10 protein-coding genes and 1 tRNA gene are annotated in these 12,246 nt (G+C 32.8%); 7 read left to right on the forward strand and 4 right to left on the reverse strand.

Annotated features, from left to right (window positions below):
- The first annotated feature begins 75 nt into the window (after positions 1-75).
- Positions 76-822 (forward strand): YebC/PmpR family DNA-binding transcriptional regulator, encoded by a 747-nt coding sequence (locus CA2559_RS12355; RefSeq protein WP_013188244.1) that lies wholly within the window; start codon positions 76-78, stop codon positions 820-822.
- A 140-nt stretch (positions 823-962) separates the two neighbouring features.
- Here the strand turns inward: CA2559_RS12355 and CA2559_RS12360 are convergent.
- Together CA2559_RS12360 and bshB1 are read right to left on the reverse strand one after the other, a co-directional pair.
- Positions 963-1,038, reverse strand: a tRNA-His gene (locus CA2559_RS12360).
- Positions 1,039-1,093: 55 nt separating this feature from the next.
- Positions 1,094-1,810 (reverse strand): bacillithiol biosynthesis deacetylase BshB1, encoded by a 717-nt coding sequence (gene bshB1 / locus CA2559_RS12365; RefSeq protein WP_013188245.1) that lies wholly within the window; start codon positions 1,808-1,810, stop codon positions 1,094-1,096.
- A 251-nt stretch (positions 1,811-2,061) separates the two neighbouring features.
- Here bshB1 and CA2559_RS12370 point away from each other — a divergent pair, with 251 nt between their 5' ends.
- The 3 genes from CA2559_RS12370 to CA2559_RS12380 are packed head-to-tail and all read left to right on the forward strand — an operon-like array spanning position 2,062 to position 5,071.
- On the forward strand, positions 2,062-2,589 hold the full coding sequence (locus CA2559_RS12370; RefSeq protein ID WP_013188246.1) for a hypothetical protein: 528 nt from the start codon (positions 2,062-2,064) through the stop codon (positions 2,587-2,589).
- A gap of 5 nt (positions 2,590-2,594) precedes the next feature.
- Positions 2,595-4,451: a sensor histidine kinase gene (locus CA2559_RS12375; protein WP_148232818.1), complete on the forward strand. Its 1,857-nt coding sequence runs from the start codon at positions 2,595-2,597 to the stop codon at positions 4,449-4,451.
- Entirely contained in the window at positions 4,448-5,071 is a 624-nt protein-coding gene (locus tag CA2559_RS12380; protein ID WP_013188248.1) for a response regulator transcription factor, read from the forward strand. The genes CA2559_RS12375 and CA2559_RS12380 overlap by 4 nt, the downstream gene beginning before the upstream one ends.
- A 157-nt stretch (positions 5,072-5,228) precedes the next feature.
- Here CA2559_RS12380 and nhaC read toward each other — a convergent pair whose 3' ends face one another.
- Positions 5,229-6,734, reverse strand: a complete 1,506-nt coding sequence (gene nhaC, locus CA2559_RS12385) for a Na+/H+ antiporter NhaC (RefSeq protein WP_013188249.1) — start codon at positions 6,732-6,734, stop codon at positions 5,229-5,231.
- Between the two features lie 59 nt (positions 6,735-6,793).
- A complete protein-coding gene (locus tag CA2559_RS12390; RefSeq protein WP_013188250.1) occupies positions 6,794-7,993 on the reverse strand; it encodes an aminotransferase class I/II-fold pyridoxal phosphate-dependent enzyme in 1,200 nt (399 codons plus the stop codon).
- A gap of 163 nt (positions 7,994-8,156) precedes the next feature.
- Between CA2559_RS12390 and CA2559_RS12395 the strand changes: the two genes are divergently transcribed.
- The 3 genes from CA2559_RS12395 to CA2559_RS12405 all read left to right on the forward strand — a co-directional run bounded on the left by CA2559_RS12395 (position 8,157) and on the right by CA2559_RS12405 (position 12,245).
- Positions 8,157-8,618: an Lrp/AsnC family transcriptional regulator gene (locus tag CA2559_RS12395; RefSeq protein ID WP_013188251.1), complete on the forward strand. Its 462-nt coding sequence runs from the start codon at positions 8,157-8,159 to the stop codon at positions 8,616-8,618.
- A 132-nt stretch (positions 8,619-8,750) separates the two neighbouring features.
- Positions 8,751-9,869, forward strand: coding sequence for a DNA polymerase III subunit beta (gene dnaN / locus CA2559_RS12400; RefSeq protein ID WP_041241024.1), 1,119 nt, complete (start codon positions 8,751-8,753; stop codon positions 9,867-9,869).
- 87 nt (positions 9,870-9,956) lie between these two features.
- Positions 9,957-12,245, forward strand: a complete 2,289-nt coding sequence (locus CA2559_RS12405) for a TonB-dependent receptor family protein (RefSeq protein WP_013188253.1) — start codon at positions 9,957-9,959, stop codon at positions 12,243-12,245.
- The last annotated feature ends 1 nt before the right edge of the window (position 12,246 follow it).

Genomic DNA, 12,246 nt, shown 5'->3' on the forward strand with positions numbered 1-12,246 from the left:
AATTAAACTTCATAATTTTACACATTGATAATTATAGGTGAAATTCCTATTTTTACGCTTTAACAAAAATAATTTATGGGAAGAGCATTTGAATTTAGGAAAGCGCGTAAGATGAAGCGATGGTCTGCAATGTCTAAAGCCTTTACGCGTATTGGTAAAGATATTGTAATGGCTGTTAAAGAAGGTGGACCAGATCCAGACTCAAACTCTAGGCTACGTGCTGTCATACAGAATGCCAAGTCTGTAAATATGCCTAAAGACAATGTAGAACGTGCCATTAAACGTGCGAGTGATAAGTCTCAAGGTGATTATAAAGAAGTAATCTTTGAAGGCTATGCTCAACATGGTATCGCTGTTTTAATTGAAACTGCTACAGATAACAATACAAGAACTGTTGCCAATGTAAGAGCTGCTTTTAATAAAACAGACGGAAATTTAGGTACTTCTGGCTCTGTTGTCTTTATGTTTGATCATACCTGTAACTTTAAAATTAAAGGTGATAACTTAGACCTTGAAGAACTTGAATTAGAATTAATTGATTTTGGTGTTGAAGAAATTTTTGAAGACACAGATGAAAATGAGCAAGGCGAAACTCAAAAAGTGATAATGATTTATGCCCCTTTTGAAAGTTTCGGAAACATTCAAGGATATTTAGAAGCTAATAATATTGAGATTATTTCTTCTGGCTTTGAGCGTATACCACAAGTTACTAAAAAGCTAACTCCAGAACAACAAGAAGATGTTGAGAAGCTTTTAGAGAAATTAGACGACGATGATGATGTACAAAATGTATATCATACTATGGATGAAAGTGAAGACTAACAGTTCCATCCAATTCATATAAAAAAAACCTCCAAATTAACTTTGGAGGTTTTTTTATAAATATAGTTTATTTGAAAAGTATTGTTCCGTTGAATTTAATCCACAAAAAAAGCCTCATCATAAGATAAGGCTTTTATTTTGGGTGGAAGACCGGGTTCGAACCGGCGACTTCTGGTACCACAAACCAGCGCTCTAACCAGCTGAGCTACAACCACCATTTGTAATCGGACGGCAAAGATAAGATATTGTCTTATTTTGAGCAAGATAATTTTTAAATTAAATCAAAAATTGAATCTACAGCTACATAACGTTCTGAGGTAAAACCTTCTGCGTGCTCTACATTTATTAATCTTCCTAAATCTTGAGCTCTGTATGTAATACTTTGAAGAAAATTATTTGAAGAAATTGGTGTTTGTGGCTCATCACTCTTTAAATTAAAAAACTGACTTTCATACGCCTTTACAGAAGCTATCTTTTTATCTAAATACCCTGAAATATCTACCACGACATCTGGTGTTAAATTTTTCCATTGTATGTAATGATACACGTGTTTAGGTCTCCAAGCTTCTTGAGGCTCATCCTCCAATGTGGTTTCAATTCGCCTTAAACCACTAAGAAAACAAGCGTCACTAGCTAGCTTGCTACCTTTACCATGATCAATATGCCTATCATCAACAGCATTGCAAAGCACAACTTCTGGTTTATATTTTCTAATGATTTTTATTATCGCTTTTTGGTGTGCTTCATCATTTTTAAAGAACCCATCTTTAAACTTTAGGTTCTCTCTTACTGCAACTCCTAAAATACGAGCAGCATTTGCAGCTTCAACATCTCTAATTTCAGCTGATCCTCTAGTACCTAATTCACCTCGTGTGAGGTCTAAGATGCCTACAATTTTTCCTTTAGCTATTTCCTTAGCAAGAGTTCCAGAACAACTTAATTCTACATCATCTGGGTGTGCTCCTATTGCTAATATGTCTAACTTCATTTTTTATTTTTTTCAAAGATAATCAACAATACATCAACACAATTGCAAATAAATAATTGAATAGTTTTAAAATACCCACTAATGGGTATATCTTAGTAAGGTAAAATCCTCTTATTTTGATTAAATTAAAACCAAATCTACTTAATGATCTATAAAACAAACCTACTACTGTTATGTGTTTTCTATGCATTTACAGTTGTTTGCTCCTAATAATAAACTAACTCAACTCTAATTAACTCAAAACACAACTCATGCAAGAAAACTCTACAACTCAATATGCTCCCTTTAATTCTTATAATACGTGTTACAGTCCTTCAACGGGATTGTTTAAGCAAGATATAGCTGTACCTAAAAAAACTGTTACCATTAATGGCAAGCCAGTGGAATTAACTTTTAAAGTTGCTGCCAGTTATGATATCTCTGGAAACAATATATCTTCAATGTTACAAATTGTAACACATAATGAGGATTATGTTGGACCTGTTATTAGTAATGATTACAATTTAATAAATCCACCAAACAATGATCTAAATCAGGTTATTTCAAACTTTAAGCCTAGTGACGAAAATGACGTTACAGTTTTTACGGTTCACGATGAAGATTTTTTAAGTTTAAGTCCTGCTACCATTCAAAATATTATAACAGAATTAAGCAATAGCCAACCCTTAACTATTGAAGAGGTTGAAGAAATTTTAGATCAGCATTTAAGCTCTAAATCATCTTTAACACAACCAAGAACAGTTGGAACTGGTGTAATTCCTCCAAAAGTAAGCTGCTAATTCCATTGATTAAAAAATTACCATTACTACTAGGATTACTGTTGTGCTTTACTATTAAAGCACAACAGTATAAGGTTATAGATAGTTTGTTAAACGACTATAACATAGACGGAGCAAGAGCTATAATTTCAAAAACATCTTATAAAGATTCTTCTGAGAAATTATTAGATAATGCACAATATTATGTGTTTACCAATCAATTAGATTCTGCTTTCATTAATTTATTTAATGTAGATACACTCTCACTATCACCAATTAATAAGGCTAGGTATTTAGATTACTTGGGTAAAACACATATAGCAGATGATGATATAGATAAAGGTTACCTATATAGTATAAGAGCAAAAGAACAGTATTTAAAAGTAAAAGAGCTTTATGATGCAAATGCTTTTAACCTTACACTTTATAATCTCTTTGCAGATCAGGAATACTATAACTATGAACCAGACCAACTTCTTGAACTTTTTGGAGAACAAGCTATAGAGAATGAATGGAATGATCAAGTTGCAGATTATTATATTCAAATTGCATTACTCAACTTTAATTACGACAATAAAAAAGAGGTCATGCAAAATCTTGACCTTGCTCTCGAGTATTTAAAAGACGATAACTATGCACTAGAACGTGCAAGAATTTTTGCAATAAAGAGTGTGTATTATGCACAAATAACTCAGGAATTAGATTCTGCAGATTATTATATAGAGAAAGCAGATGTTATAGAAAAGCGTTTTAATATTCCTTATAAAACTTACTATACATTAATTAATAAGGCAGCAATTACACGGTTAAGAGGTAACTATAAGGAAACTATAAACCTTTTAAAGCAAGCAGAAACTCTAAAACATAACCTATACAAAAAGAGTAACTTAAAGTTTTTGTACAGCTTATTAGCTAATGATTATGAAGATCAAGAAAATTACAAAACGTCTTTAGAGTACCTTAAAAAACACATTAATTATAGAGACAGTGTTAATATAGCAGATCAATTTGTAAACCTTACCAAATACCAAACTGTACAGAAAGACAAACAAATTCTTTTAGAGCAACAGCAAAAAACAAAAAATAAAAACTTAGCCATAATATTTGGTGGATTTTTAATTGCCGTTTCTATTATTGGATTATTAGTTTACAAAAACACCAATAGAAAGAAAAAAATTGCAGAACAACAAAGTGAACTTGAGAAGCAAAAATTACAAACTTTCTTAAAAGAGCAGGAACTAACAACAATTGATGCTATAATAGAAGGTCAGGAAAAAGAACGACAAAAGCTTGCGGGAGATCTTCACGATAGTGTTGGTGCAACACTTGCTACTGCTAGGCTACAATTTAGCCATCTTAAAAAGCATAAAAATAGTCTTGATAATTTAGATGATATATTTAGTAACACAGAAGAGTTACTATCACAAGCCTACCACGAGATAAGAAATATGTCTCATCTTAAAAACAGTGGTGTCTTAGCTAAGAAAAGTCTTGTCCCAGCTATTGAAAACTTAGCAAAAAATGCATCTGTTTCTACGAGTTTACAAGTAGAAGTAAACCATTATGGGTTAGAAGATCGTTTAGACAATAACTTAGAGATAAGTATTTTTAGAATCATACAAGAGCTAGTCACTAATATTATCAAACACGCCAATGCATCTGAAGCATCAATTACATTAACGCAACATGATGATGATTTAAATATTATAGTTGAAGATAATGGAAAAGGGTTTAACCTTAGTGCTATAGACAAGCAAGGCTTGGGATTATCTAGCATTGAGAAACGTGTTAATTTTCTTCACGGTGACATTAACATAGATTCCACAGTAGGAAAAGGAACCACTATAATTATAGATATTCCACTAAAAACTAATGCATCATGATAACAATAGCAATAGCTGAAGATCACCAATCTTTAATTGACGGTATTGAGTTGTTAATTAAGGCAGAAGAAGATATTTCACTTGTAGGTTCGGCCAATAATGGTGAAGAGCTTTTAAAGATTGTTCGCTTAAAACAACCTAAAGTTATCATTATGGATATTAGGATGCCAAAACTAGATGGCATTGAAGCTACAAGAGTAATTAAAAAAGAGTTTCCGCATATAAAGGTAATTGCATTTACCATGTTTGACCAAGAAGATGCTGTAAAACAAATGATAAACGCTGGAGCTTCTGGATACATCTTAAAACATTCTCCTTTAGAAGAAATTTTAAATGCAATTAGAACTGTAGCTAGCGGTAAGGATTTTTACGATAACTCTATTAACTTAGAAAGCATAAAAGATGCAGAATCTTCAAACAAAAAACTATTACTCTCTAAAAGTGAACGACAAATTCTTAAAATGGTAGGTCAAGGAAAGTCATCTTTAGAGATTGCACAGCTTAGGTTTACATCTGTTTCTACTGTTGAGAAACACAGAAAGAATATGATTAGAAAACTTAACTTAAGTGGAAAAGGTGAATTGTTGAGATATGCATTGGAAAAAAAGTATGATTTTTAAAATATACCCGTTAATGGGTATGTTTTGGCATAAACATAACTTTTAAGTTTACATATAATTAAGTTAGTCGAAAATTGGGGCTTTAGGCTAGTCTTAAGACAAAAAGGGATCTTTAATTAGATCCCTTTTTTTGTGTTCTTTATTTAGAAAAAAATTATTAGATACTTACAGTCTTCTTTCCTGTTTTATCTTTTCCTGTTAATTGTCTAATCTTAATATTAAAAGCTGCAAATAACAATGTCATAAATGGACTTAACCAGTTAAATATTGCATATACAAAGTAGTCTGCCACAGAAACCCCTAAAACACCACTTTGATAGGCTCCACAAGTATTCCAAGGAATTAAAACAGACGTTACAGTACCACTATCCTCCAATGTTCTTGATAAATTTTCAGGAGCTAAACCTTTATCTGCAAAGGCTTTACTATACATTTTTCCTGGAACAACTATAGCTAAATATTGGTCACTCGCTGTTACATTTATAGCTAGACAACTTGCTACAGTACTAGCAAACAAACCAAAAGTTGTGTGGAATAATTTTAATAATGCCTTACTAATTGTTGCAAGTGCTCCAATTGCATCCATAACACCTCCAAATACCATTGCGCAAATTATTAACCAAATAGTACCTAGCATTCCACTCATACCTCCAGCAGAGAATAACTCATTTAAAGCTTCATTATCTGTAGCAACAGCAGTATCTACTGTTATAGCATTCATAACGCCTTTATAAGCGGTTTCAAAAGTTAGACTATCGCCACCACCAACAGCTGTTACAATTTCTGGCTGGAAGATTAACGCTGCTGCACCTCCTAAAAGTGTTCCCAACAGCAATGCAATTAACGGAGAGGTTTTCTTTATAATTAAGGCAATAACTATAATTGGCACTGCAAATAACCAAGGTGAAATGTTGAAGGCGGCATCAATAGAAGTTAATATGCCTTCTGTATCTGTTGTACCTGTAGTCTCTAAATTTAATCCTATAATTATAAAAACAATAAGTGTTACAATAATCGTTGGCACTGTAGTAAGCGTCATATATCGTATGTGCGTGAACAAATCTGTACCAGCCATAGCAGGTGCTAAATTTGTGGTATCACTTAAAGGCGATAGTTTATCACCAAAATAGGCTCCAGATAACACTGCACCTGCTGTCATTCCTAAAGATATTCCTAGTGCTTCTGCAATACCAATTAACGCTATACCAACTGTTGCAGACGTTGTCCAACTACTTCCCGTTGCAATTGATATAATTGCACAGATAATTACACAAGCTGCCAAGAAAATTGTAGGATTTAAAATCTGCATACCATAATAAATCATAGTGGGAATAATACCACTAATCATCCAAGTACCAGCCAAAGAACCTACCATTAGTAAAATAAGCAAAGCTCCTGTTGTAGATTTAATATTCTGTGCCACTTCTTCGACCATAGTCTCGTAGCCCACTTTATTAAAGTATCCTACAATTGCAGCAACAGCAGCACCTAATAAAAGAATAAATTGATTAGAACCACTTAAAGCATCGTCTCCAAAAGCAAATAATACATTATAAAATAACATTCCAACTAATGCAAATACAGGAATTAAAGCTTCCCATATATTTAATTGATTATTATCTACAATATTTTGATTATTTGCGTCTTTAGATTGGCTGTCCATAGCGTTAGATTTTTAAGCAACCAATGTTACGATTTTGTTAAGAGGTATGCAAGGTAGATTTACAAAACGCCTACTTGCTTCATACAGCTCACCATCATCTCATAAGTTCTTTCAATATTATTATCTAAACCTATTGAAAAACGAATTAAGCCATCACTTAGTCCCATTTCCTTTTGCTCTTCTTCTGGAATCTCAGAAGAGGTTGAACTTCCTGGTGCGCTAAATAATGTTTTATAAAAGCCTAATGAAACCGCTAGATAGCCTAAATTTTTCTCCTGCATAAGCTCCATCAATGTATTTGCTTTATCTAAGGTTCCAGCATCAACGGTTAGCATTCCTCCGTAACCATACTCTTCATTCATCATACTTTTAAACAAATCATGACTAGGATGAGATTGCAATCCTGGATATACAGTTTTTAGGCCATCATTTTCAAACTTTTGAGCTAGATACAATGCATTTTTACTATGTTGTTTCACTCTAATATGAAGTGTTCTTAAATTCTTTAAAATAGAAGACGCTCTTAAACTGTCCATAGCCGCTCCTAAAAGCATACTCGCGCCATCATTTACATTTCTTAGTGTATTTATAAACTCAAGGTCTCCGCAAACTACGCCACCCATAGTATCGCTACTTCCATTTATAAATTTAGTAAGACTATGTATAACATAATCTGCACCTAGTTTGGCTGGAGAAATATTTAAAGGTGAAAATGTATTATCCACCACAAGTTTTAAATTGTATTTTTTAGCTAATGCTGCCAATCCTTTTATGTCTGCCACTTCAAGTAAAGGATTACTTACAGATTCGCAATATAACACTTTGGTGTCTTCTGTAATTGCAGCTTCTACAACATCTAGTTTTGTAATGTCTACAAAAGACGTTTCAATACCCAACCTAGGTGTAAAGTTTTTTAAAAATGCATATGTACCTCCATATATAGTTCTACTTGAAACCACGTGATCACCTTGTTTACAAAGCTGAAGTAACACAGGTGTTATTGCTCCCATTCCAGTAGCAGCAACATTAGCAGTCTCTGTTCCTTCCATAGCCGCAAGAGCTTCACCTAAATATAAATTAGATGGTGTTGAGTGTCGAGAATATAAATAACAGCCTTCTGCATTGCCTTCAAAAGTATCGAACATCGTCTTTGCTGATAGAAAGGTGTAAGTAGATGAATCTGAAATTGAAGGGTTAACTCCTCCAAATTCTCCAAAATATTGTAAATCTTGTATGCGGTCTGCTGGGTTGAAATCCATAACTATAATAAATTAAAAAATAAGCTTCAAATCTAAATGGCTTATGAATATAAGTCAATCATATCAATTAATTATAGATTTTTTTACTACATATATATTAATAAACAAACTTTTAATCTAATTTTACTACTAAATACGATTACTTTTCAATAAAAATTACATTATGACGTTAGATGCTACAGATAAAAAAATACTACAACTTTTACAAGAGGATAGTAAACAAACTACAAAAGCCTTGTCTCTTAAACTAAATCTGTCGGTAACTGCAATTTATGAGCGAATTAAAAAACTGGAAAGAGAAGGAATTATTACAGACTATGTAGCATTAGTAGATCCAGAATTATTAAATGCAAAGCTTACAGTATTTTGCCAAGTGAGTTTAGTGCAACATACAGAAGATATTGTAAAAGCTTTTGAAACAGATATCCTTAAATTTCATGAAGTGGTATCTTGCTTTCACGTTAGTGGTGATAATGATTACTTAATTAAGGTTTTAGTTCCCAATATGAAAGCCTTTAGACAGTTCATGGTTAAGAAATTAACATCTCTTAAATATTTAGGAAGTACTAAAAGTAGTTTTGTTATGAACACTGTAAAAGATTCTACTGCAATTCCTATTACTTAAAAGCCTTATAATTACCTATGGTATTTAGTAACAAATGCTGTTATTTTGTGTTAATAACTCTATGTTGATTACATTCTGTTTTACATACAGAAAAGATATATTTGTTAACATTTAATTTTCTACATTAAGCACATGAAATTTATCGTTTCCAGTACCTATTTATTGAAACAACTTCAAGTTTTAGGCGGCGTTATTAATACTAGTAATACTTTACCTATCCTAGATAACTTTCTTTTTGAGTTAGACAATAACTCATTAAAGATATCTGCATCAGACCTTGAGACCACCATGGTTTCTACTATAGATGTAGAAAGTGATAGTCAAGGAAGTATTGCCGTTCCTGCTCGTTTACTTTTAGATACATTAAAAACGTTTCCAGAACAGCCACTTACCTTCGTTAAAGAAGATAATAATACTATTGAAATAAGCTCTAACCACGGTAAATACGCGGTTGCCTATGCAGATGGTGAAGAGTTTCCTAATGCAGTTGCTTTAGAAGACCCTAGCCAAACAGTACTAAATGGAGATGTACTAGCAACAGCAATAAGCAAAACTATCTTTGCATCTGGTAATGACGATTTAAGACCAGTAATGAGCGGTGTCTTTTTTCAATTTGCTAAAGACGGCTTAACTTTTGTAGCTACAGATGCCCACAAGCTTGTTAAATATTCTCGCACAGATGTTTCTGCTACAAATGAAGCTGAATTCATTATGCCTAAAAAACCTTTAACTTTATTAAAAGGAATTTTAGCAGGAAGTGATAGTGATGTTACTGTTGAGTATAATGAAAGTAATGCACGCTTCACTTTTGATAATGTAGAGCTTATCTGTCGTTTAATAGACGGTAAGTACCCAAATTACGAAGCTGTAATACCAAAAGAGAACCCAAACAAATTAACTATAGACCGATCTCAATTTTTAAACTCTGTAAAACGTGTGTCTATTTTCTCTAACAAGACCACTCACCAAGTACGTTTAAAAATTGCTGGTAGCGAGTTAAATATTTCTGCAGAAGATATAGATTACTCTAATAAAGCAGAAGAGCGTTTAACTTGTGCTTATCAAGGAGATGATATGCAAATTGGTTTTAATAGCCGTTTCTTAAGTGAAATGCTAAACAATCTTAATGCTAACGAAGTTCAGTTAGAAATGAGCTTACCTAATCGCGCAGGTATCCTAACTCCAGTTGATGGATTAGATGAAGGCGAATTAGTTACAATGCTTGTTATGCCTGTTATGCTTAACAGCTAACCTAACTCACATTATCATAGTATAAAGAATCTGCTTTTAGCAGATTCTTTTGGTTTAAGACCTTATCTTTATTAAAAAAACTGCTTAATGATGCGCCACCTTTTAGTAGTGTTTAGCTTTTTTGCTATAGCTACCACTTACGCCCAAACCAACAATACTGAAATTCTTATAGTTTCTGAAGATAACATACCTCTCGAAGATGTAATAGCCTATAAATCTTCTAATGTAATTGCCACCTCCAACGATAAAGGCATTCTTTCTTTTAAAAATCCGTCTACTGAAGAGTTTATTTTAAGATTAACTTTAAAAGACTTTAAACCTGTAAGCCTTAAAATTTCACCCAATACATTTAAATATACTGTAGTTCTTTCAAAAGCTGAAGAGGAGCTTAATACAGTAATTCTCGCATCTACCTATCAAAAAGAAAGTAAGGTTTTAATACCTACAACATCTGTTACCGCAGAAAGTATTGCCGAAGGCTCACCAATAGATTTAGTAGATGCCATAAACGAAACAAGTGGTGTTTATATACAACGCGGAGCAATTAACACAAATAGAATCACTATTCGTGGTATTGGTTCCAGAACATTATTTGGCACCAATAAGATTAGAGCCTACTTTAATGGGTTTCCCATTACTAATGGTATAGGCGAAACAGCTATCGATATTTTTAACACGCAAGATATTGCTAGTATAGAAATTATTAAAGGGCCAAAAGCTACCCAATATGGTGCTAATCTTGGAGGTACATTATTGTTAAACTCTAAAGACCCCAAAAAGGAAGGTTTAGTTTTAAAAAATACGGTAACCATTGGCTCATTCGAGTTGTTTAAAGAGAGTTTATCCTTAAACTTGAAGGAAGACAAACTTTCATTACATCTAAATGCAGATCACCAAGAACATGAAGGTTATAGAGAAAACAATCGTTATAATAGAAATGCATTATTTATAAACACGTCCTACACTTTAAATAAAACATTTACCATAAATGGTTTGGTGCAACATATAAATAACTTTGCCCAAATTCCTAGTTCTCTAAATCTTACAGATTTTAATGAAGACCCGACGCAAGCTGCATTTACATGGGCACAATCTCAAGGTTTTGAAGACAATAGGCAAACATTAGTAGGACTTGGCCTTTCCTCTAATATTTCAGATTCTTGGAGTAATGCCACTAATGTATATTATAGTTATTTAGACCACTATGAGCCTAGACCTTTTAATATACTTGCAGAAATTACAAATACTTATGGCGTTCGAACAGTTTTTGCAAATACATTTAACCTTAACATGAAAAGTGCAAATTTAAGTTTTGGAGTAGAGTTTAACCAAGACCACTATGTAGTGACTACAACTGAAAATTTATATGAAGACAATAATGGTAATGGAAGCTTAGAAGGTAGTTTATTAAGTGATAATACAGAGATTAGATCACAGCTTCAACTGTTTGGAACAAGTACTTTACCAATTACAGAAAAACTAACGGCAGAAATAGGTTTGCATTTAAATAAAACTTCTTACAACTTAGATGACAATTTTAATGAAGCTGAAGCTAACACAAGTGCAGACAGAGAATTTGATATTATTGTTGCTCCAAATCTTAGTTTGCTTTACAAGCTTAATAATACTGTAACTACGTATTTAAACATTAGTAGAGGATTTAATTACCCAAGTTTGGAGGAAACTCTTACACCAGATGGTATTATAAATACAGATATAGGTCCGGAAATTGGCTGGAATTATGAAGTAGGCACAACATTGTCTTTACTTAAACAACGCTTACAAATTAATGCTGCTGCTTACCTCCTATCTGTAAACGACTTACTGGTTGCAGAACGTGTGGGTAACGATCAATTTATTGGCAGAAATGCAGGACAAACAGACCATAAAGGCATAGAAATATCAATAGACTACAAGCAAAATATAGTTGAACAGCTTCAATTTAAAACCTTTTTAAATGCGGAGTTTAACGCCCATAAATTTATAGACTTTGTAGATGGAGACTCAGACTTTTCTGGAAACGATTTAACAGGAGTACCATCAGAGAAAATAAATGCTGGTATTTCTTTACAACATACAAGTGGTTTTTTCTTCTCTTCACAGTTACAATATATTGGAGAACAACCAATAACAGATGCTAATACGCTTTATGCTGAAGATTATACAACACTAAGATTAAGTGGTGGTTACAATCAGTCTTTTAATGAAAAATTAAGTCTAGAAGTAAAAGGAGGCGTTAATAACGTGACAGATATAGCTTATGCATCTTCCATATTAATTAACGCCTCTTCTTTTGGAAATAGCCTACCTAGATACTACTATCCAGGTTTGCCTCGCCATTATTTTGCTAGTTTATCTTTAAACTATAATTTTTAAC

It is taken from the genome of Croceibacter atlanticus HTCC2559 (genome assembly GCF_000196315.1).
In the GTDB taxonomy this organism is placed as follows: Bacteria; Bacteroidota; Bacteroidia; order Flavobacteriales; family Flavobacteriaceae; genus Croceibacter; species Croceibacter atlanticus.

What these genes read in the sequence shown, in the direction of transcription:
- CA2559_RS12370 (WP_013188246.1), top strand. Translation starts at nt 2,062, where the DNA reads ATGCAAGAAAACTCTACAACTCAATATGCTCCCTTTAATTCTTATAAT.
- CA2559_RS12380 (WP_013188248.1), top strand. Translation starts at nt 4,448, where the DNA reads ATGATAACAATAGCAATAGCTGAAGATCACCAATCTTTAATTGACGGT.
- nhaC (WP_013188249.1), bottom strand. Translation starts at nt 6,734, where the DNA reads ATGGACAGCCAATCTAAAGACGCAAATAATCAAAATATTGTAGATAAT.
- CA2559_RS12405 (WP_013188253.1), top strand. Translation starts at nt 9,957, where the DNA reads ATGATGCGCCACCTTTTAGTAGTGTTTAGCTTTTTTGCTATAGCTACC.
- dnaN (WP_041241024.1), top strand. Translation starts at nt 8,751, where the DNA reads ATGAAATTTATCGTTTCCAGTACCTATTTATTGAAACAACTTCAAGTT.
- bshB1 (WP_013188245.1), bottom strand. Translation starts at nt 1,810, where the DNA reads ATGAAGTTAGACATATTAGCAATAGGAGCACACCCAGATGATGTAGAA.
- CA2559_RS12390 (WP_013188250.1), bottom strand. Translation starts at nt 7,993, where the DNA reads ATGGATTTCAACCCAGCAGACCGCATACAAGATTTACAATATTTTGGA.
- CA2559_RS12355 (WP_013188244.1), top strand. Translation starts at nt 76, where the DNA reads ATGGGAAGAGCATTTGAATTTAGGAAAGCGCGTAAGATGAAGCGATGG.
- CA2559_RS12395 (WP_013188251.1), top strand. Translation starts at nt 8,157, where the DNA reads ATGACGTTAGATGCTACAGATAAAAAAATACTACAACTTTTACAAGAG.